This window comes from Mycobacterium sp. NGS33 (assembly GCF_059812885.1).
The window spans coordinates 729339-749888 of the sequence record NZ_JCALDN010000001.1 but is presented as its reverse complement, the minus strand read 5'-3'; the positions used below and the strand labels follow the sequence as shown (position 1 = coordinate 749888).

Annotated in this window: 17 protein-coding genes; 13 read left to right on the top strand and 4 right to left on the bottom strand. The window is 69.5% G+C overall.

Going from position 1 to position 20550, the window contains the following annotated elements; genetic code table 11:
* Positions 1 to 429 precede the first annotated feature (429 nt).
* The 11 genes from eccA3 (at position 430) to eccE (ending at position 15193) form a co-directional block, all read left to right on the top strand.
* Positions 430 to 2283 carry a type VII secretion system ESX-3 AAA family ATPase EccA3 gene (eccA3, locus tag AC5Y5B_RS03380; RefSeq protein ID WP_500003498.1) on the top strand — a complete coding sequence of 618 codons (1854 nt, stop codon included), beginning with the start codon at positions 430 to 432 and terminating at the stop codon, positions 2281 to 2283.
* Positions 2280 to 3902: a type VII secretion protein EccB gene (gene eccB, locus AC5Y5B_RS03375; RefSeq protein WP_500003496.1), complete on the top strand. Its 1623-nt coding sequence runs from the start codon at positions 2280 to 2282 to the stop codon at positions 3900 to 3902. Before eccA3 ends, eccB begins: the two co-directional genes overlap by 4 nt.
* The gene (gene eccCa, locus AC5Y5B_RS03370) at positions 3899 to 7864 is read left to right on the top strand and encodes a type VII secretion protein EccCa (protein ID WP_500003494.1); all 3966 of its coding nucleotides are present in this window, start codon (positions 3899 to 3901) and stop codon (positions 7862 to 7864) included. The genes eccB and eccCa overlap by 4 nt, the downstream gene beginning before the upstream one ends.
* Before the next feature lie 2 nt (positions 7865 to 7866).
* Positions 7867 to 8175: a PE family protein gene (locus tag AC5Y5B_RS03365; RefSeq protein WP_500003492.1), complete on the top strand. Its 309-nt coding sequence runs from the start codon at positions 7867 to 7869 to the stop codon at positions 8173 to 8175.
* 2 nt (positions 8176 to 8177) lie between these two features.
* Positions 8178 to 9671 carry a PPE family protein gene (locus AC5Y5B_RS03360; protein WP_500003489.1) on the top strand — a complete coding sequence of 498 codons (1494 nt, stop codon included), beginning with the start codon at positions 8178 to 8180 and terminating at the stop codon, positions 9669 to 9671.
* A gap of 63 nt (positions 9672 to 9734) precedes the next feature.
* Positions 9735 to 10028, top strand: a complete 294-nt coding sequence (gene esxG, locus AC5Y5B_RS03355; RefSeq protein WP_007768837.1) for a type VII secretion system protein EsxG — start codon at positions 9735 to 9737, stop codon at positions 10026 to 10028.
* A 32-nt stretch (positions 10029 to 10060) separates the two neighbouring features.
* Positions 10061 to 10351 (top strand): WXG100 family type VII secretion target, encoded by a 291-nt coding sequence (locus AC5Y5B_RS03350; protein WP_007768835.1) that lies wholly within the window; start codon positions 10061 to 10063, stop codon positions 10349 to 10351.
* 20 nt (positions 10352 to 10371) lie between these two features.
* The gene (locus AC5Y5B_RS03345) at positions 10372 to 11271 is read left to right on the top strand and encodes an ESX secretion-associated protein EspG (protein ID WP_112635111.1); all 900 of its coding nucleotides are present in this window, start codon (positions 10372 to 10374) and stop codon (positions 11269 to 11271) included.
* Between the two features lie 75 nt (positions 11272 to 11346).
* Positions 11347 to 12771: a type VII secretion integral membrane protein EccD gene (gene eccD, locus AC5Y5B_RS03340; protein ID WP_112635130.1), complete on the top strand. Its 1425-nt coding sequence runs from the start codon at positions 11347 to 11349 to the stop codon at positions 12769 to 12771.
* Positions 12768 to 14177 carry a type VII secretion-associated serine protease mycosin gene (gene mycP, locus AC5Y5B_RS03335; protein WP_500003478.1) on the top strand — a complete coding sequence of 470 codons (1410 nt, stop codon included), beginning with the start codon at positions 12768 to 12770 and terminating at the stop codon, positions 14175 to 14177. Before eccD ends, mycP begins: the two co-directional genes overlap by 4 nt.
* Complete coding sequence (gene eccE / locus AC5Y5B_RS03330; protein ID WP_112635113.1) at positions 14174 to 15193, top strand: type VII secretion protein EccE; 1020 nt, start codon at positions 14174 to 14176, stop codon at positions 15191 to 15193. The genes mycP and eccE overlap by 4 nt, the downstream gene beginning before the upstream one ends.
* Here eccE and AC5Y5B_RS03325 read toward each other — a convergent pair.
* The gene (locus AC5Y5B_RS03325; protein ID WP_500003473.1) at positions 15183 to 16382 is read right to left on the bottom strand and encodes an alpha/beta hydrolase family protein; all 1200 of its coding nucleotides are present in this window, start codon (positions 16380 to 16382) and stop codon (positions 15183 to 15185) included. The two genes, eccE and AC5Y5B_RS03325, sit on opposite strands and share 11 nt — an antisense overlap.
* A gap of 166 nt (positions 16383 to 16548) precedes the next feature.
* Here AC5Y5B_RS03325 and AC5Y5B_RS03320 point away from each other — a divergent pair, with 166 nt between their 5' ends.
* Positions 16549 to 17334, top strand: a complete 786-nt coding sequence (locus AC5Y5B_RS03320) for a trans-aconitate 2-methyltransferase (RefSeq protein WP_500003468.1) — start codon at positions 16549 to 16551, stop codon at positions 17332 to 17334.
* Between the two features lie 36 nt (positions 17335 to 17370).
* On the opposite strand, the gene AC5Y5B_RS03315 is transcribed toward AC5Y5B_RS03320, so the two are convergent.
* Both AC5Y5B_RS03315 and bluB read right to left on the bottom strand, forming a co-directional pair.
* The gene (locus AC5Y5B_RS03315) at positions 17371 to 18798 is read right to left on the bottom strand and encodes a sulfatase family protein (RefSeq protein ID WP_500003464.1); all 1428 of its coding nucleotides are present in this window, start codon (positions 18796 to 18798) and stop codon (positions 17371 to 17373) included.
* Positions 18799 to 18866: 68 nt separating this feature from the next.
* On the bottom strand, positions 18867 to 19535 hold the full coding sequence (gene bluB, locus AC5Y5B_RS03310; protein WP_112635116.1) for a 5,6-dimethylbenzimidazole synthase: 669 nt from the start codon (positions 19533 to 19535) through the stop codon (positions 18867 to 18869).
* Positions 19536 to 19607: 72 nt separating this feature from the next.
* On the opposite strand from bluB, the gene AC5Y5B_RS03305 reads away from it, so the two are divergent.
* Complete coding sequence (locus AC5Y5B_RS03305) at positions 19608 to 19892, top strand: hypothetical protein (protein ID WP_112635117.1); 285 nt, start codon at positions 19608 to 19610, stop codon at positions 19890 to 19892.
* Here AC5Y5B_RS03305 and AC5Y5B_RS03300 read toward each other — a convergent pair.
* Entirely contained in the window at positions 19876 to 20358 is a 483-nt protein-coding gene (locus AC5Y5B_RS03300) for a hypothetical protein (RefSeq protein WP_112635118.1), read from the bottom strand. The genes AC5Y5B_RS03305 and AC5Y5B_RS03300 overlap by 17 nt on opposite strands.
* Positions 20359 to 20550: the final 192 nt, after the last annotated feature.

Here is a 20550-nt window from a genome sequence, read left to right as displayed (position 1 = left end):
TTTCCGGCCCGTCAGCCGACCACTGCTGCGTGATCGTCGCGCCGGCCATCAGGTCCTGGCGACCGTCGAACTCGTCCCATCGTCCGAACTCGTCCCATCGTCAAGGAGTCGCTGCTATGACCGCGCCGGCGCGGACGCAGTCGTCCCGGATCCGCTCGGCCGGGGCGGCGGACCCGCAGCGGCCGGCCCTGCTTGATAATGAAAATGATTTTCATTAAGGTAGGGCCTTGCTGTGAGACCGCCCGACGTGCGGCTGTGAGTATGCCGAAAAAGCGGCGAAACGCTCCCGGAAACGTCCTCAACAGCGGTAGAAGAAGGGCAGAGCAGTGGTGAGCCGGACAGGCCCAAACGCCTCGACAGTTAGCTTATGCAATGCTAACTTCAGGCGGGTTAAGTTAGGGGAGACTACATTCATGAGAAGACGCGGCCGTGGAACTCGGTGACACCGGCATGCTCACAGCTCAGCCTGTTAATTCGCGAGTCGACGTGCGGGTTGACGAGGACGTCGTCAGCCGGTTCGCCACGTGCTGCCGCGCGCTGGGCATCGTCGTCTACCAACGCCAACGGCCGGCCGATCTGGCGGCCGCCCGCTCCGGGTTCACCGCGCTGACCCGCATCGCCCACGACCAGTGCGACGCGTGGACCGGCCTGGCCGCCGCCGGCGACGTATCGCTGCGAGTGCTCGAGGCCGTATCGCGGACCGTGGCGACCGCGGGCACGCTGCAGCGCCAGGTCGACCTGGCCCCCGGTTCGCTGGGCTTCCGCTACGACACGGGTCTGTATCTGCAGTTTCGCGCCGCGACCCCCGACGAGTTCCAGCTCGCCTACGCGGCCGCGCTGGCAACGGCCGGGCGATTTGCTGACGCCGACGAGATCGTCGCCGCGCTGACCGCGGCCCGCCCGAACTGGCGCGAGGCCCGCTGGGTCTCCGTCGTCATCAACTACCGCGCCGAGCGTTGGTCGGACGTCGTCAAGCTGCTGACCCCGATCGTCAACGACGCCGATCTCGACGAGGCGTTCTCGCACGCCGCCAAGATCGCGTTGGGCACCGCGCTGGCCCGGCTGGGCATGTTCGCCCCGTCGCTGTCGTATCTGGAGGAGCCCGACGGTCCCGTGGCGGTGGCCGCCGTCGACGGCGCGCTGGCCAAGGCGCTGGTGCTGCGCGCGCACGTGGACGAGGACGCGGCGAGCGAGGTGCTGCAGGATCTGTACGCCGCGCATCCCGAGAACGAGCAAGTCGAACAGGCGCTGACCGACACGAGTTTCGGCATCGTGACCACCACGGCGGCCCGCATCGAGGCCCGCATCGATCCCTGGGATCCCGAAACCGAGCCCAGCGCAGAGGATTTCGTCGACCCCGCAGCGCACGAACGCAAAGCGGTGCTGCTGCACGAGGCGGAACGTCAGCTGGCCGAATTCATCGGACTCGATGAGGTCAAGAACCAGGTGTCGCGGCTGAAGAGCTCGGTCGCCATGGAGCTGGTCCGCAAGCAGCGTGGCCTCGCGGTCGCCCAGCGCGCCCACCACCTGGTCTTCGCGGGCCCGCCCGGAACGGGTAAGACCACCATCGCCCGCGTGGTCGCCAAAATCTATTGCGGCCTGGGGCTTTTGAAGCGGGAAAACATCCGCGAGGTCCATCGCGCCGACCTCATCGGCCAGCACATCGGTGAGACCGAGGCCAAGACCAACGCGATCATCGACAGCGCACTGGACGGCGTGCTGTTCCTCGACGAGGCCTACGCGTTGGTCGCCACGGGCGCCAAGAACGACTTCGGGCTCGTGGCCATCGACACCCTGCTGGCGCGGATGGAGAACGACCGCGACCGCCTGGTGGTCATCATCGCCGGCTACCGGGCCGACCTGGACAAGTTCCTGGACACCAACGAGGGCTTGCGTTCTCGGTTCACCCGCAACATCGACTTCCCGTCGTACGCACCGTCGGAGCTGGTCGAGATCGCGAACACGATGGCCGAGCAGCGCGACAGCATCTTCGAGCCGGCCGCGCTCGAACACATGGAGGCGTTGTTCACCAAGTTGGCCACCGAGTCGACCCCGGACGCCAACGGAATCTCGCGACGCAACTTGGACATCGCCGGTAACGGTCGATTCGTCCGAAACATCGTCGAACGCTCCGAAGAAGAACGAGAGTTCCGGCTCGACCATTCGGAACACGCCGGAACCGGCGAATTCAGTGACGAGGAGCTGATGACGATCACCGACGACGACGTCGCACGGTCGGTAGAGCCGCTGTTGCGCGGCCTAGGCCTGTCGGTGCCGGCATGACGTCCAATCACGAGTCCGACGAACGCCGTTCGTTCGCCTCGCGCACCCCGGTCAACGACAACCCCGACCAGGTCGAGTACCGCCGCGGTTTCGTCACCCGCCACCAGGTCAGCGGCTGGCGGTTCGTGATGCGCCGGATCGCCTCCGGTATCGCCTTGCACGACACCAGGATGCTCGTCGACCCGCTGCGCACCCAGTCGCGTGCGGTGGCGATGGGCGCGGTCCTGCTGGTCACCGGACTGGCCGGCTGCTTCGTGTTCTCGCTGATCCGGCCCAGCGGCACGGTGGGCACCAACGCCGTGCTGGCCGACCGGTCGACCGCCGCGCTGTATGTCCGCGTTGGCGACGACCTGCATCCCGTGCTCAACCTGACTTCCGCCCGGCTGATCACCGGCCACCCCGTCGACCCCACCATGGTGAAAAGCACTGAGCTGGACCGCTTTCCGCGTGGCAACCTGATCGGCATCCCGGGCGCGCCGGAACGCATGGTGCAAAACCCGTCGCGCGACGCGAACTGGACGGTGTGCGACGCCGTCAGCGAGCCGGCCCAGGGCGGCCACGCCGCCCACAGCACCGGCGTCACGGTGATCGCGGGCCGCCCGGACAGCAGCGGTGCCCGCGCGGCCACTCTCGCGTCGCGCCAGGCGATCCTGGTCGAGCGGGATGGCAGCACCTGGTTGCTGTGGGATGGCAGGCGATCGCAGATCACCCTGACCGACCATGCGATCACGAACGCACTCGGCCTGGGGCAGAACAACTCCGAGATCCCGGCGCCCCGGCCCATCGCGCTGGGCCTGTTCAACGCCATTCCCGAGGGACCGTCGCTGACGGCGCCCGGCATCCCGAACGCCGGTGCCCCGGCACCGTTCAGCGTGCCCGCACCGATCGGCGCGGTGGTGGTCTCCTACGCCCTGGATCAGAGCTCCTCGGGTGCGCCGCGCTACTACGCGGTATTGCCCGACGGCCTCCAGCAGATCTCGCCGGTGCTCGCCGCCATCCTGCGCAACACCAATTCCTATGGGCTGGACCAGCCGCCGCGGCTGGGTGCCGATGCGGTGGCCAAGCTGCCCGTGTCGCGGATGCTGGACACCGCGCGCTATCCGGACCAACAGCTGACCGTGGTGGACGCGGGCAAGTCCCCCGTCACGTGCGCCTACTGGAGCAAACCGGCCGGGGCCGCGACCAGCTCGCTGAACCTCCTGTCCGGCTCGGCGCTGCCGATCGCCGAATCGATCCACACCGTCGACCTGGTCGGCGGCGGTGCCGCGACGAGTGGTGCGGTGGCGACCCGCGTCGCCCTGGCGCCCGGCACCGGTTACTTCACCCAGACCGTCGGCGGCGGCCCGGACTCGCCGGGCACCGGATCGTTGTTCTGGGTCTCCGACACCGGCGTGCGCTACGGCATCGACAACGAGGCCGAACACTCGGCCGCTGGGCACGGCAAAACCGTTGAGGCCCTTGGCCTTTCCGGGTCGCCGGTCCCCATTCCGTGGTCGGTGCTGTCGCTGTTCGCCAATGGTCCGACGTTATCGCGCGCCGACGCGCTGCTGGCTCATGACGGGTTGACGCCCGACCAGAAGCCCGGCCGTGTGGCATCTGCCGAGGGAGCCCCCCGATGAGCCGACTGATCTTCGAAGCGCGCCGCCGGTTGGCGCCGCCGGTGACCCGCAAGGGCACCATCGCCATCGAGGCCCCGCCCGAACTGCCCCGGGTCATTCCGCCGTCGTTCCTGCGCCGGGCGATGCCCTATGTACTGGTGATTTTGATCGTCGGGATGATCGTCGCCCTGTTCGCCACTGGGATGCGGTTGATCTCACCGCAGACGCTGTTCTTCCCGTTCGTGCTGTTGCTCGCCGCGACCGCCATGTACCGCGGCAACGACAACAAGACGCGCACCGAGGAGGTCGACGCCGAACGCGCCGACTACCTGCGCTACCTGTCGGTGGTCCGGGACAACATCCGCACCCAGGCCACCGCGCAGCGCGCCGCCGCGCAGTGGTCGCATCCGGAGCCCTCCGCGCTGGCGACCGTGCCGGGATCCCGCCGGCAGTGGGAGCGCGACCCGCACGATCCCGACTTCCTGGTGCTGCGGGCCGGCCGCCACCACGTGCCGCTGGCCACCGCGCTGCGGGTCAACGACACCGCGGACGAAATCGATCTGGAGCCGGTGTCGCACAGCGCATTACGCAGCTTGCTGGACACCCATCGCACCGTGCGCGACGTGCCGACCGGGATCGACCTGACCAAGGTCTCCCGGATCACGGTGCTGGGGACACAGGACGAGGCGCGGGCGGCGCTGCGCGCCTGGATCGCCCAGGCGGTGACCTGGCATGACCCGACCGTGCTCGGGGTCGCGCTGGTGACACCGGACCTGGAGAGCCCGGACTGGTCGTGGCTGAAGTGGTTGCCGCACATCGACGTTTCCGGTGAGCTCGACGGGGTCGGGCCGGCCCGCAACATGGCGACCAACGCCGACGAGTTGGTCGCGAGCCTGGGTTCGGCGCTCGTCGACCGTCCGGCGTTCACCGGTGAACCCGCCGACGCGCTGCGGCACCTGCTGATCGTCGTCGACGACCCCGACTATGACCTGAACGCCTCGACGCTGGCGCTGGGCCGGGCGGGCGTCACCGTCGTGCACCGCAGCGCCGCGGCGCCGAACCGGGAGCAGTATTCGGATCCGGAAAAGCCGATCCTGCGCGTGGCGAACGGCGCCATCGAGCGCTGGCAGACCGGGGGCTGGCAGCCCTACATCGACAACGCCGACCAGCTCGGCGCCGACGAGGCCGCGCACCTGGCGCGCCAGTTGTCGCGCTGGGACTCCAATCCGACCCACACCGGGCTGCGCTCGGCGGCCACCCGCGGCGCCACGTTCACCACGATGCTGGGCATCTCGGACGCCTCCCAACTCGACGTCCCCACGCTGTGGGCGCCGCGGCGCCGCGAGGACGAGCTGCGCGTTCCGATCGGGGTCACCGCCACCGGTGAGCCGCTGATGTTCGACCTCAAGGACGAAGCCGAGGGCGGCATGGGTCCGCACGGGCTGATGATCGGTATGACGGGCTCGGGTAAGTCACAGACCCTGATGTCGATCCTGTTGTCGCTGTTGACGACTCATTCCGCGGATCGGCTGATCGTCATCTACGCCGACTTCAAGGGTGAGGCCGGGGCGGACAGCTTCCGCAACTTCCCGCAAGTGGTCGCCGTCATCTCCAACATGGCGGAGAAGAAGTCGCTGGCCGACCGGTTCGCCGACACACTGCGTGGCGAGGTAGCCCGACGCGAGACGCTGCTGCGTGAAGCGGGCCGCCAGGTCCAGGGCAGCGCGTTCAACTCGGTGGTGGAGTACGAGGCCGCCGTCGCGGCCGGGCACGACCTGCCACCGATCCCGACGCTGTTCGTGGTGGCCGACGAGTTCACCCTGATGCTGGCCGACCATCCCGAGTACGCCGAGCTGTTCGATTACGTTGCGCGTAAGGGCCGCTCGTTCCGCATCCACATCCTGTTCGCCTCGCAGACCCTGGACGTCGGCAAGATCAAGGACATCGACAAGAACACCTCCTACCGCATCGGTTTGAAGGTGGCCAGCCCCAGCGTTTCCCGCCAGATCATCGGTGTGGAGGACGCCTACCACATCGAATCCGGCAAGGAGCACAAGGGCGTCGGCTTTTTGGTGCCCGCCCCGGGTGCGACGCCGATCAAATTCCGCAGCACCTACGTCGACGGCATCTACGATCCGCCCCAGAAGGCCAAATCCTTTGTGGTGCCGTCTATCCCGGAGCCGAAGCTGTTCACGGCCGGGCGGGTCGAACCGGATCAGGACACCGTGATCACCGCCCCCGAGGAAGACGAATTCACCGGGCCCCCGCGCAAGCTGATCGCCACCATCGGCGAGCAGCTGGCCGGCTACGGACCGCGGGCGCCGCAACTGTGGCTCCCGCCGCTCGACGAGCCGATCCCGCTCACCGCCATGCTGGCGCGCGCCGGCGTGCCGCCCCGGCAATGGCAGTGGCCGCTCGGCGAGATCGACAAGCCGTTCGAGATGCGCCGCGACCCGCTGGTCTTCGACGCCGCCTCGTCGGCCGGGAACGTGGTCATCCACGGCGGCCCCAAGTCGGGCAAATCGACTGCGCTGCAGACGTTCATCTTGTCCGCCGCCAACCTGCACTCGCCGCGCGAGGTCACCTTCTACTGCCTGGACTACGGCGGCGGCAAGCTGCGCGCGCTCGAAGGCCTGGCGCACGTCGGGAGCGTGGCCTCGGCGCTCGAGCCCGAACGCATCCGGCGCACCTTCGGAGAACTCGAACAACTGCTGCTGTCCCGGCAGCGGCGCGAGGCGTTCCGGGAGGGACGCGGGGCGGCCCCGGACGACGGCTTCGGCGAGGTGTTCCTGGTCATCGACAACCTCTACGCGTTCGGCCGCGACAACACCGACCAGTTCAACACCCGAAACCCGTTGTTGGCCAAGGTCAGCGAGTTGGTCAACATCGGTCTGGCGTACGGCATTCACGTCGTCATCACCACCCCGAGCTGGCTGGAGGTGCCGCTGGCGATGCGCGACGGGCTCGGGCTGCGACTCGAACTGAAGCTGCACGACCCGCGGGACAGCAACGTGCGGGTGGTGGGCGCGCTGCGCCGGCCGGCCGAAGCGGTGCCGCACGATCAGCCCGGTCGCGGATTGACCATGGCCGCAGAGCATTTCCTGTTCGCCGCCCCGGAGCTGGATCAGGTGGGCGCCATCAACGACCGCTACCCGGGCGTCGCCGCGCCGCCGGTGCGGTTGCTGCCGACCAACCTCGCGCCGGAATCGGTCGGGTCGCTGTATCGCGGGCCGGAGCAGGTCGTCATCGGTCAGCGCGAGGAGGATCTCGCGCCGGTGGTGATCGACTTCGCCGAGAACCCGTTGTTGATGGTGTTCGGCGACAGCAAGTCCGGCAAGACCACGCTGCTGCGCCACCTCATTCGCACGGTCCGCGAGCACTCGACTCCCGATCAGGTGGCCTTCACGGTGCTGGATCGGCGCCTGCACCTGGTCGACGAACCGTTGTTCGCCGACAACGAGTACACGGCCAACGTCGACCGCATCATCCCGGCGATGCTGGGCCTGGCCAACCTCATCGAATCGCGGCGGCCACCGGCCGGGTTGTCGCCCGCCGAGCTGTCCCGCTGGACGTTTGCGGGCCAGACTCACTACCTGATCATCGACGACGTGGACCAGATACCGGATTCGCCGGCGATGAGCGGCCCCTACGTCGGGCAGCGTCCGTGGACCCCGCTGATCGGGTTGCTCTCGCAGGCGGCCGATTTGGGGGTGCGAGTGGTCGTGACCGCACGCGCCACGGGTTCGGGACACGCGTTGATGACGAATCCGCTGCTGCGTCGTTTCAACGACCTGCAGGCGACCACGTTGATGCTGGCGGGCAACCCGCAGGACAGCGGCAAGATCCGCGGCCAGCGATTCGGCCGGTTGCCCGCGGGGCGCGCGATCCTGTTGGGCGACAGCGACGGTCCGACGTATGTGCAGCTGGTCAACCCCTTGATCGGGGAGTCCGTAATGGCAAGTGAAGGGCAACGGGAGGAGTAGAGATGACGTTGCGAGTGGTTCCCGAAGGTCTGGCCGCCACCAGTGCGGCGGTGGAGGCCCTGACGGCCCGGCTGGCGGCCGCGCATGCGGCGGCGGCCCCGGCGATCACCGCGGTGGTGCCGCCGGCGGTCGATCCGGTATCGCTGCAAACCGCCGTCGGATTCAGCGCTCAGGGCCAGGAGCATGCCGCCGTGGCGGCCCAGGGCGTCGAGGAGTTGGGCCGCGCCGGCGTCGGCGTCGGCGAAGCGGGCGCAAGCTATCTCGCGGGAGACACCGCGGCCGCCGCGACGTTCGGAATCGCGGGCGCCTGACCATGACCGCCCCCGTCGCCCCCATCTGGATGGCTTCGCCACCCGAGGTGCATTCGGCGTTGCTCAGCGCCGGTCCAGGCCCGGGGCCGCTGTTGGCGGCCGCCGGCGCGTGGACCGCGCTCAGCGCCCAATACGCCTCGGCGGCAGCCGAACTCAGTGGGCTGTTGGCGGAGGCCCAGGCCGGCGCCTGGGAGGGGCCCAGCGCCGAGCAGTACGTGGCGGCCCACCTGCCGTACCTGGCGTGGCTGCAGCAGGCCAGCGCCGACAGCGCGGGTGCCGCCGCGCAGCAAGAGGTCGCGGCGACGGCGTACACCGCCGCGCTGGCGGCCATGCCGACGCTGGCGGAGCTGGCCACCAATCACACCGTGCACGCCGTGTTGGTGGGGACGAATTTCTTTGGCATCAACACCATTCCGATCGCGGTCAACGAAGCCGACTATGCGCGGATGTGGGTCCAGGCGGCCACCACCATGGGCATCTACCAGGCGGTGTCGGGCTCGGCCCTGGCAGCCGCTCCGCGCACCACGGCGGCGCCGTCCATCGTCAATCCCGGCGGCCAGACCAACAGCCTCGTGGCCAACGCCTCGCAGGACAGCTCCGGGGACTGGTGGCAGAACTTCATCCAGCAGTTGTCCAAGTTCTTCCAGGACTTCTTCCAGAACATCCAGCAGATGCTGCAGAACTTCTTTTCGAATCTGCCGGCGTTCCTCGCCGCCAATGGGCCGCTGCTGTTCTTCGTCGCCTACCAGGTGTTCTTCAATGCCGTCGGCTGGCCGACCTGGGGTGCGATCCTGACGGCTCCGTTCCTGATCCCGCTGCTGCTGGGCATCGGGCTCAGTTCCCTGCTCACGACGCCCGTCGAGGCCGCCGCTCCGGAGGCCGCCCCCGCCGTGGTGGCTCCCGTGCTGACGTCGAACAAGCCGTCCATGTTGCCGGCGGTGGCGCTGGCCCCGACGGTGCCGAGCCCGGCCGGGGCCCCGGCCGGCACGGTCGCCGCGGGTTCCGGGGCGCCGGCCGCTCCGGCTCCGGCGGCCGCGGCCAGCAACTTCGCCTACCTGGTCGCCTTCGGCGGTGACCCGGAGGCCGGGGTCGGACCCACGCTGGGGGGCCGCGGCGGCGCCAAGGCTCCGGCGGCGACCATCCCGGCGGCCGGCGCCGCGGCGGCGAGTCGCGCCGAGTCGCGGGCGCGGCGCCGTCGGCGGGCCGCGCTGCACGACCACGCCGACGAGTTCGCGGACATGGAATCCGATTTCGGGGTGCCGCCGGATTTCGGCGACGAGGAGGAGCTGGCCGCGGCCACCGCATCCGCGCAGGGCGCCGGAGCGCTCGGTTTCGCGGGAACGACGCAGCGGCAGAAGGCTTTTCAGGCGGCCGGATTGACCAAGCTGGCCGACGACGACTTCGGCGGCGGCCCACGCATGCCGATGGTGCCCGGCACGTGGGAGCACGAGGCCGGAAACGGAACGGGCCCAACCGAGCCGGGGAAAGGGGGGTAAGGCAGTCAGCCGGACGCAGATGAATCACCGAACCCCCAACGGACGCAACAGAAAGGAATCAACATGAGTATGTTGGACGCTCACATTCCGCAGTTGGTAGCCGCACAGTCGGCCTTCAGCGCCAAGGCGGCGTTGATGCGCAGCACGATCAGCCAGGCCGAGCAGGAAGCCATGTCGGCGCAGGCGTTCCACCAGGGCGAGTCCTCGGCCGCATTCCAGGCCGCGCACGCGCGGTTCGTCGAGGTCGCCGCGCGGGTCAACACCCTGCTCGACATCGCCCAGGCCAACCTCGGTGACGCCGCCGGCACCTACGTGGCCGCCGACGCCGCCGCCGCGTCCGGCTACACCGCGTTCTGAGCTCACCGCTAGCAACCTCGAAAGGACTTGTCATGTCGCAGATCATGTACAACTACCCGGCGATGTTGAGCCACGCCGCCGACATGTCGGGATACGCCGGCACCATGCAGGGGCTCGGTTCCGATATCGCCAGCGAGCAGGCCACGTTGTCCAACGCCTGGCAGGGTGACACCGGTATGACCTACCAGGTGTGGCAGGCCCAGTGGAACCAGGCGATGGAAAGCCTGGTGCGCGCCTACCAGTCGATGGCCAGCACCCACGAGGCGAACACCATGTCCATGCTCGCCCGCGACCAGGCCGAAGCCGCCAAATGGGGCGGCTAGTTCGTGACTGAACGAACCTGATGCAGCAAGCGCCCAACGCCGTCGAGCTGACGGTCGACCACGCTTGGTTCATCGCGGAAACGGTTGGGGCGGGGAGCTTTCCCTGGGTGCTGGCAATCACCTCGCCCTATCGTGATGCCGCGGAGCGCAACGCGTTCCTCGACCGTCAGAGGGCCGAGCTGACCGAGCTGGGCCTGGTGTCCGAAGGCGGACTCGTCCATCCCGCGGTCGCCGAGTGGATCAAGGTGGTGTGTTTTCCGCAGCGGTGGCTCGACTTGCGTTACGTCGGCCCCGCCAAGGACACCGGTGAGCCCGGCGCCGAGTTGCTGCGCGGCATCGTCGCGCAGCGCACCGGGGTGGCCGGCAAGCCGTCGATCACAGTGGTCGCGTTGCGCAGCGCACAGCTGATCACCTTCACCGCAATGAACATCGACGATCCACGCGCGCTGGTTCCGGTGCTCACTGTCGGTCTGGACCAACAACCGCCGGCGCGGTTCGAGGAGTTCACCATGCCGATGCGGGTCGGGGCGAGGGCCGACGAGCGGCTGCGTTCGGGTGCCCCCCTCGCCGAAGTCCTTGACTACCTGGGTATTCCACAATCGGCGCGGCCGGTGGTGGAATCGGTGTTCAACGGGCCGCGCAGCTATGTGGAGATCGTCGCCGGCTGCCACCGCGATGGCCGGCACTCCACCAGCGAGGTGGGGATGAGCGTTGTCGACGCGCGCGAGGGGCGGGTGCTGGTCAGCCCGTCCCGGGCATTCGACGGCGAGTGGGTTTCGACCTTCGCGCCCGGAACGCCCTTCGCGATCGCTGTCGCGGTGGAACAACTGACCGCTTTACTGCCCGACGCCGAATGGTTCTCCGAACACCGGTTGACCCGAGACTTTTCCAATTCAACACTGTCCGTCCAACACTCATAGAAAAAGAGAAGAGAGCACGATGTTCCAGCAACGGCCGCAACACGTTTCGAGGGTCCGGTGACGTCCGGAACCGTCATGCCGATCGTCCGCGTCGCAATACTGGCGGACAGCAGGTTGACGGAGATGGCCTTGCCTGCGGAGCTGCCGCTGCGCGAAATCCTGCCCGCCGTCCAGCGTTTGGTGGTTCCCGCTGCGATCAACGGCGACTCCGAAGACGGCACCGCCACGCGCGGGGCCGCCGAGATCGGCGGGGCGACCCAACTGAGCCTGGCGCCCATCGGCGGTGCGCCGTTTAGCCTGGACGCCAGCCTGGACACGGTCGGCGTCGTCGACGGCGACCTGCTGGCGCTGCAAGCGGTGCCGGTCGGCCCCGCCGCACCCGGCATCGTCGAGGACATCGCCGACGCGGCCATGATCTTCTCGACCTCCCGGCTCAAGCCGTGGGGCACAACGCACATCCAGCGTGGCGCCCTGGCCGCGGCGATCGCCGTGGCCTTCCTGGCGACCGGGCTGTCGGTGACCTACCGGGTGGCCACCGGTGCGCTGTTGGGACTGGTCGCGGTCAGCGCGGTTGCGGCCCTGACGGCAATCGTCGGCCTGCTGGTCACCGCGCGCTCGGCGCGCACCGGGATGGCGCTGTCGATCGCCGCACTGGTTCCCATCGCCGCCGCGCTCGCGCTGGCGGTGCCGGGCAGGTTCGGTGCCGCCCAGCTGACGCTGGCCGCGGCCGGCGTCACCGCCTGGTCCCTGATCGCCCTGATGGCGCCCAGCGCCGAGCGCGAGCGCATCGCCGGGTTCTTCACCACGACCGCGGTGGTGGGCACCGGGGTGCTGCTGGCCGCCGGTGCCGAAATGCTCTGGCACCTCACGCCGATCACCATTGGCTGCGGGCTGATCGTGGCGGCGCTGCTGGTCACCATCGAGGCGGCCCAACTGTCCGCGCTGTGGGCGCGGTTCCCACTGCCGGTCATCCCGGCCCCCGGCGACCCCACCCCGTCGGCGCCGTCGCTGCAGGTCCTCGAAGACCTGCCCCGCCGCGTGCGGATCAGCGACGCGCATCAGAGCGGATTCATCGCCGCCGCAGTGCTGCTCACGGTCCTGGGCTCGGTGGCGATCGGGCTGCGACCCGAAGCGCTCAGCGGTGCGGGCTGGTATGTGGTGGCGGCCGCCGCGGCGACGTCCGTGCTGCGGGCCAGGGTGTGGGATTCGGCCGCGTGCAAGGCGTGGCTGCTCGCCCAGCCCTTCCTGACCGCCGGCGTGCTGCTGGTGCTCTACACCTCGACCGGGCGCTACGCGGCGGCGCTGGGCGCGGTGCTGGTGCTGCTGGCGCTGGTGGCGGTGTGGATCGTGGTGGCCCTGAACCCGGGCATCGCTGCGCCGGAAAGCTATTCGCTGCCGGTGCGCCGGCTGGTGGGATTCGTCGCGACCGGGCTCGACGCGTCGCTGATCCCCGTCATGGCGTTCGTGGTCGGTCTGTTCAGCTGGGTGCTCAATCGATGATTCGGCCGGCATCAGCCTGCTTCGCGGCGGCGTTGGCGTTGCTGCCCGCCGCCGCGACGTGGACCAGTCCGCCGGCATCGGCGATCAGCCCGCCGACGGTCGATCCCGGTGTCCCGCCGCCCAGCGGGGCGCCCGGGCCCGGGCAGCCGATGGAGCAGCGCGGCCCCTGCAGCACAGCCGGGGTGGTTCCAGGCAGCGAGCCGGGTGCCATCACGCCGAGCCAATCGATGCTGAATCTCCCTGCGGCACGGAAGTTTTCGCGGGGCGAGGGGCAGCTGGTGGCGGTGCTCGACACCGGCGTGCGGCCGGGTCCACGCCTACCCAACGTCGAAGCGGGCGGTGATTTCGTCGAGACGACCGACGGCCTGACCGACTGTGACGGCCACGGGACGCTGGTCGCCGGGATCATCGCCGGCCAGCCCTCGGGCGATGACGGATTCTCCGGCGTCGCGCCCGCGGCGCGGGTGGTGTCGCTGCGGACGACGTCGGCCAAGTTCTCGCCGCGGACGCCGGGTGGCGATCCGATGATGGCGCGGGTGTCCGCCGAGGTGTCCACGCTGGCCCGGGCGATCGTGCACGCGGCCGACCTCGGTGCCCGGGTGATCGACATCGGCTCGGCCACCTGCATGCCCGTCGACCGGCCCGTCGACCAGGCCGCACTCGGCGCCGCCGTCCGCTACGCGGCGGTGGACAAGGACGCGGTGATCGTCGCCGGCGCGGGCAACAGCGGGCCCACCGGAGCCGCGGGCGGCGGGACCTCGTGCGAGTCCAATCCGCTCACCGACCTGAGCCGCCCGAACGATCCCCGCAATTGGGCCGGCGTCACGTCCGTGTCCATCCCGTCGTGGTGGCAGCCCTACGTGTTGTCCGTGGCGTCGCTGACCCCGGACGGCCAGCCGTCGAAATTCACCGTGGCGGGTCCGTGGGTGGGCGTCGCCGCACCCGGCGAACGCGTCGTGTCGGTCGGCAACGCCGACGGCGGCGGGCTCGCGAACGGCCTGCCCGACGAACACCAGCAGCTCGCCGCTCTCAGCGGCACCGGTTACGCCGCCGGCTACGTGGCCGGCGTCGCGGCGCTGGTCCGCAGCAAATACCCCGACCTCAACGCCACCGCGGTGCAGCGCCGCATCACCGCAACCGCGCACAACGGCGCCCGCGACCCGTCCAACGTGGTCGGCACCGGCAGCGTGGATCCCGTGGCGGCCCTGACCTGGCAACTGCCCGCCGGTGACCAGCCGGGCGCGGCGGCGGTGAAGCCCGTCGCCGTGCCGCCGGCACCGGCGCCCAAGGACACCACACCGCGGACCGTCGCGGTGGCCGGCACCGCCGCGCTGGCCGTGCTGGTCGCAGTGGCCGGCGCCGTCACCGCAATCGCCGCACGCCGACGAAAGGACCCCACCCCGTGAGCAAGCATCGGATACCGACTCCCGGCAGCGGTCGAATCACGTTGGCGTTACTGGCTATCGTGCCCGCGGTCATGGCCTACCCGTGGCGCACGCCCCGCGACTACTGGCTGCTGGGCGTCGCCGCCGCCGTCGTGATCGTGTTGTTCGGCTGGTGGGGCGGCCTGCATTTCACCACCATCGTGGGCCGCCGCCTGGCGATGATCGCCCGCGGCAACGCCGTCCCGTCGAGCACGTCCGACACGGCGGCGACCGCCCTGATCCGCCTCGGCGCGCCCGGGGACGACAACGAGGTGCTGCCGCTGCCGCTGATCGCGAGCTACCTGGACCGCTACGGCATCCGGGCCGACAAGATCCGGATCACCAGCCGCGACAACGCCGCCGACGCGTCGCGACGCGAGACGTGGATCGGACTCACCGTCTCGGCGCCGGACAATCTGGCCGCGCTGCAGGCCCGTTCACCGCGAATCCCGTTGCACGAGACCGCTCAGGTCGCCGCGCGCCGGCTGGCCGACCATCTTCGGGAGCTCGGTTGGGAGGCCACCCCCGTCGCGGCCGACGACGTTCCCCGGCTGCTGACCAACAACCCGCGCGAGCGGTGGCGTGGCGTGCAGCGCGGCGCATCGGATTACCTTGCCGCATACCGAATTCAGGTGGACGACGCGCTGCCCGAGACCCTGGCGGCGATCCGGTCGTATTCCGCCCGCGAAACGTGCACCGCGCTCGAGGTCGCCGGCGACAAAACCCAGCCCACCGTGGCGGTGGCCTGCGCGTTCCAGACCGAGGCCGGCCCGGACGGCAAGGCGCCGGTGGATGGGCTGATCCCGCAGCGCGGAAATCACCTGCCCGCGTTGACCGCCCTGGACCTGCTGTCCACCCGGCGGCTCGACGGACACATCGCGGCGCCGGCGGACCTGCTTTCGCAGGTGTACTGGCCCACCCTGGCCGGTGGAGCCCCGGGCGCCTCGCTGGATGACACGGGTGACAACGCCGACACCGTCGAGGTGGTCAGAACATGACCTGTTGCAAAAACGCGGTCATCCGGCGCAGGTAGTCCAGCTGGCTGACGTGCAACACGTGACTGCCCGGAAACCAGTGCAGCGCACACTGTTCCCAGTGGTGCCATAGTTTGACGGCGTGATCGGGCGGCGCCATCCGGTCGCCGAGGCCCGTGATGATCATGCGACGGTCCCGGGGCACCAGCGGCCGATAATTGAGCGGGCAGTGGTAGGCCAAGCCGGCCGCCACGTCGTCGTGGCTGATGCCGGACAGGCGTAGCCCCAGGCGGACCAGCTTGTTGGCGGGGAACCATTCGTCGAACAGTGTCGACGGCGTGACCACCGGGCAGTTGGGGATGACGGCCTCGAGCCGATCGTCGACCGAGGCCACCAGCGCCGACGTGTAACCGCCCAGCGAGATGCCGGTGAGCGCAATGCGGTCCACCCCGGTGTGGCGCAAATAGTCGATGATGGAACGGAAGTCGTGCACGGCCTGGGCCATCGCCTCGGCGAAGCCGCTCAGGCCGCCGGCGAAATAGCCGAAACCGCTGAAGGGTGAGAACTTTTCGGCCCGCTTGCCGTGAAAGGGCAACGTGTACATCAGCACGTCGTAGCCGGACCGGTAGTACCAGGGCAGCGAAAAGAACCGCCCGTTGGCCAGATACGACGAGCCCATGAATCCGTGGATGACGCACAGCGTCGGACGTGGCCCGTCGTCGTGGCGCCAATGCTGGGCGCGCACCATGTTGTTGGACCGCCAGGCGCCCCACTGCGCGCGCATGGCGGGGTTGACCGCGGTGAAACTGCTGGGGAACGCGATGTTGTCGACGGTGCCGCGCGCGATCCATTCCGCGAGCGGGCTGGCCCGCCGCGACGACACCCGGGGCACCTCGGTGGGGGCGGGAAAGGACCGCGCCGGATCGCCCGCCGCAGCCAGCTCGGCGTAGATATCGAGGTTCCCGCGCTCGGCGGCGGAATCGGATTGCCGCAGGGTGGCGGCCACCACGAACGGCGTCACCGTGGTGGTGAGCAGCGAGGCCACCCAGGTGCGCAGGGCCAGATCGCCCAAGGCCGACGCCTCGACTACCATTCGCTGGCGGGGCGACAACGCCGAGTGGGGGGGTAATCCGCCGGCGCCGGCCGGGAGATCGGCGCCGGGAACGTCGGGAACGGGGACGGGCGGGTCGATCGGATCTGAGTCGGGCGCCACGAACGCCGATGGTAGCCCGCCGGGCACGCGTTGCCTGGGGGTTTCGACCGGTTCGGGTCGTAGCGGTGTTATCCCGGAACCATTCGGGCCGCGTCGGCGCACCATGGGAGTTATACGGTTTGCTATCGGCCGGTGAGCGGCGGCGCGAGGGATCAGGAGGATCGACATGTGGGATCCGGACGTCTACCTGGCCTTCGCCGACCATCGCGGCCGGCCCTTCTACGATCTGCTGTCGCGGGTGGGGGCCGAGCGGGCGCGGCGCGTCGTCGACCTGGGTTGCGGACCCGGTCACCTGACGACGTACCTGGCCCGGCGCTGGCCCGACGCGGTGATCGAGGCGATGGACAGCTCGCCGGAGATGGTGGCCGCCGCCAAGGAGCGCGGCATCGACGCCGTCACCGGTGACCTGCGCGACTGGAACCCCAAACCCGACACCGACGTGGTGGTGAGCAACGCGGCCCTGCATTGGGTGCCCGAGCACGCCGATCTGCTGCTGCGCTGGGCGGGGCAGCTGGCGTCCGGATCGTGGATCGGTGTCCAGATGCCGGGCAACTTCGAGTCCCCGTCCTACGCGGCGGTGCGGGCGCTTGCCCGCCGGGAGCCGTACGCGAAACTGCTGCGCGACATACCCTTTCGGGTGGGCGCGGTGGTCCAGCCGCCGGCGCACTACGCCAACCTGCTGCTGGACGCGGGATGCAAGGTCGATGTCTGGGAGACCACCTATCTGCACCAGCTGACGGGCGAGGATCCGGTGCTGGAATGGATCACCGGCACGGCGCTGGTGCCGGTGCGCGAACGGCTCGACGACCAGACGTGGGAGCAGTTCCGTGAGGAGCTGATCCCGCTGCTGAGCGACGCCTACCCGCCCCGGTCCGACGGGACGACGATCTTCCCGTTCCGGAGGGTGTTCGTCGTCGCCGAGGTGGGCGCCCCCAACCGCTCGGCCGGCTAGCGGGGTGCGTCCGGCGCTGCGGCGGCGAGACCGCGATCAGCGCTGGGTGGGCTTGCCTTCTTCGATGCCCCGGTCGGCGGCGATCCCCGAGCGGGGGGTCGGCTTCGCGCGGTGGATCTGCAGATACGTTTCGGTGTAGCGCGCCGAGATGCGGGTGCCGGCGAACTCGGAGGGGATGACGTCGCCGGTGCGTTGCCGCCAATCATGCAGCAGCACAGCAAGATTGGCAGCGACCTCGTCCGCGTCGGTGCCGTCGCCGGCCAGCAGGTTGGTGGTCTCGGTGGGGTCGGTGCGCAGATCGTAGAGTTCACGCTCGGGCCGCGGCGCGGTGACGAAGGGCGCGACGGCCAGCCCGGACGGGCTCTCCTTGATGTCCAGCGGCAGATCCAGCAGCGGCCGGGGCGCGTAGTTCTCGATGTAGCTGTACTCCTTGGTGCGGATCGCGCGAATCGGATCGAACGAGTCGTGGTAGGTCTTCATGGTGTACAGGTGGTCGCGCACCGGCGCGGTATGCGGATCCGGCTCCAGCAGGGCGGCGGCGTGTGAGACACCGTCGACGTCGACCGGAGCGTCGATTCCCAACAGCCCCAACAACGTCGGGACCAAGTCGACCGCGCTGAACAGCTCGTCGTAGACGCGAGGCGCCAGGTTCCGGTTGGTGGGCGGGCGAACGATCATGCCGATGCCGGTGCCGGCGTCGTACAGCGTCGATTTCGCGCGGGGGAACGCCGGGCCGTGATCGGTGAAGAACACCACCCAGGTGGTGGCGTCCAGGCCGGTGTCGGCCAGCGCGTCCAGCAACCGTCCGACCGCGGCGTCGGCCGTGCTGATGGCCCCGTAGAAGTCGGCGAGATCGCCGCGCACCTCGGGGGTGTCGGGCAGGTAATCGGGCGGATCCACCTCGGCGCTGTCCGCCGGCGTGTAACGGTCCCGCGGATACGGCCGGTGCGTCTCGAAAAAGCCCGCCGTCAACAGAAATGGTTGACCCACAAGGCCTTCGGCGCTTTGCCGCAGCCACTCGTCGGCCCTGTCGGACACGTAGTCACAGTAGGAGTTCGAAACGTCGAACTCGTCGAAACCCAACCTCTTGGGATAGGAGGTCTCGTGCTGCATGCCGAAAAGCGCCGAGTACCAGCCCGATTCGGACAGAATCTGGGGAAGGGTCCGGATGCCGTCGCGGTATTCCCAGCCGTGGTGGGCCAATCCGATGAGGCCGTTGCTCTGCGGGTAGCGGCCGGTGAACAGCGATCCGCGCGACGGTGAGCACAGCGGCGCGGTGGCGTGCGCCCGGGTGAACAGGATGCCCTCGGCGGCAAGGCGGTCCAGCCGCGGGCTCGACACGTCGGCGTGGCCGTAGGCGCCCAGGTAGCGCCCCAGGTCGTGCCAGTGCACGATCAGCACGTTGTCCCGAAAGCCCGTATTCCGTTTTCGGTCCGCTCTGTCGCCCGGCGTCAATCGCGTCACCTCTCACATTGCCTTGCGACCGGCGACGTTACCGCAACTTCTCTGCAGGATTGCTGAGTGTCGACCCGTCAGGGCATTGGCAATTGACCCCAGCGGTTTTCGCAGACGAACTCCGACAACGGGCGCCCGACGGTCCAGCCGTCCAACTCCAGCGCCGGGCGGTCGGGGAACTCCGGCACCGGCCCCAGGCACAGGATCGCCACCGGCTCGGCGCCGGGCGGCATGTCCAGCAGCGCCCCCAACCGGTGCGGATCGAACAGCGACACCCAGCCCATGCCCAGGCCTTCGGACCGCGCCGCCAACCACAGGTTCTGGATCGCGCACGAGACCGACGCCAGGTCCATCTGCGGTAGCGTGCGCCGGCCGAAAACGTGCGAGTCGCGGTCGTCGCCGAGGGCCACCACGAACAGCTCCGCGCATTCGAGGATGCCCTCCACCTTCAGCGCCAAAAACTCGTCGGCGCGCTCGCCCAGCGCGGCGGCCGTGCGCGGGCGTTCCTCCTCGACCAGGGCGTGAATGCGCCGCCGCAGCGATGCGTCGGTGATCCGGATGAAGCGCCACGGCTGCATCAGGCCGACGCTGGGCGCCGCGTGCGCCGCCTGCAGCAGGCGCGCCAGCACCGCCTCGTCCACCACCGCGCCCGGAACGAACCGGCGCATGTCACGGCGTTCGGCGATGACGCGATAGACGGCCCGCCGCTCTTGCGGGCTGAATGCGTCACCGGTCACGTCAGCCATCGTAGGAAATCCGCGTTAGCGTGGATCGTGCCCCGACCCACCGACCCGGTGGACGCGGGAAGGGAGTTGACAGTGAAGCCTTCCGACGTACTCGACCAGCTGGCCGCCGACGCCGCCGCCGGCCGCCGTTACGGCGAGCCCTATCAGACCCCGGACGGCACCACCGTCATCGTGGTCACCAAACCGCTGGGGGTGTTCGCCATCCGCGACGGGCGGGCCTCCTGGACGCCGGCGGTGGACGGGGGCCGGATCGCGCTGATCGGGGTGGTCACCGGCCTGGTGGCCGCGGTGATCGGCAGCCTGGCGGTGCTGCGCCAGCCGCCCTGGCCGCGCATCACGATCAGGGACTATAGGTAACGCCGACCGCACGAAACACGTACTCCGGCGGCATGTCGAACGCCAGCGAGCGCAGGGGCAGGCGGCGCAGGACATCGTCGGGAATGGCGACCTTGTAGTGCAGCGACAACTCGCCGCTGAACTTCTCGTCGACCCGGGCGACGTCGACATTGACCTGCAGGCCGGTCGAGGAGATCTCCACCTGCGCCGCGCCCGTCTGCGGCGCATTCCACCGCACGTTGACGGTCGGGCCGGCCAGCCGGGGCAGCATGGACAGCGTCGCCAGCACCCGCTCCGAGGTGAAGACCAGCGAACCCGTGTAGCTGGCGACGCTGTGCGGCAACCGCACACCGGGGATGGTGCCGCTGAATCGCCTGGTCACGGCGACGTAATCGGCGAGATGAATGAGGCCTTCCGACTCGAGCTGGGCGTGCAGCTCGTCGGGCAGCTTGCCGATGCCGAACAACCTACGGACAAAGACGGCCATATCGACAGTATGACCGCGCGAGCGACGACGGGCGATCGCAAGCGCGGCGCTTGTCGCCGGGCGCGGCGGGTCGCCCGCATGTCACGGGCGATCGCAAGCGCGGCGCTTGTCGCCGGGCGCGGCGGGTCGCCCGCATGTCATGGGGCGATCGCAAGCGCGGCGCTTGTCGCCGGGTGCGGCGGGGTCGCCCGC

Excerpts from the sequence above, each read along its gene's own strand:
- eccB (WP_500003496.1), top strand. The coding sequence starts at position 2,280 with ATGACGTCCAATCACGAGTCCGACGAACGCCGTTCGTTCGCCTCGCGC.
- eccCa (WP_500003494.1), top strand. The coding sequence starts at position 3,899 with ATGAGCCGACTGATCTTCGAAGCGCGCCGCCGGTTGGCGCCGCCGGTG.
- AC5Y5B_RS03365 (WP_500003492.1), top strand. The coding sequence starts at position 7,867 with ATGACGTTGCGAGTGGTTCCCGAAGGTCTGGCCGCCACCAGTGCGGCG.
- AC5Y5B_RS03360 (WP_500003489.1), top strand. The coding sequence starts at position 8,178 with ATGACCGCCCCCGTCGCCCCCATCTGGATGGCTTCGCCACCCGAGGTG.
- esxG (WP_007768837.1), top strand. The coding sequence starts at position 9,735 with ATGAGTATGTTGGACGCTCACATTCCGCAGTTGGTAGCCGCACAGTCG.
- AC5Y5B_RS03350 (WP_007768835.1), top strand. The coding sequence starts at position 10,061 with ATGTCGCAGATCATGTACAACTACCCGGCGATGTTGAGCCACGCCGCC.
- AC5Y5B_RS03345 (WP_112635111.1), top strand. The coding sequence starts at position 10,372 with ATGCAGCAAGCGCCCAACGCCGTCGAGCTGACGGTCGACCACGCTTGG.
- eccD (WP_112635130.1), top strand. The coding sequence starts at position 11,347 with ATGCCGATCGTCCGCGTCGCAATACTGGCGGACAGCAGGTTGACGGAG.
- mycP (WP_500003478.1), top strand. The coding sequence starts at position 12,768 with ATGATTCGGCCGGCATCAGCCTGCTTCGCGGCGGCGTTGGCGTTGCTG.
- AC5Y5B_RS03320 (WP_500003468.1), top strand. The coding sequence starts at position 16,549 with ATGTGGGATCCGGACGTCTACCTGGCCTTCGCCGACCATCGCGGCCGG.
- bluB (WP_112635116.1), bottom strand. The coding sequence starts at position 19,535 with ATGGCTGACGTGACCGGTGACGCATTCAGCCCGCAAGAGCGGCGGGCC.
- AC5Y5B_RS03300 (WP_112635118.1), bottom strand. The coding sequence starts at position 20,358 with ATGGCCGTCTTTGTCCGTAGGTTGTTCGGCATCGGCAAGCTGCCCGAC.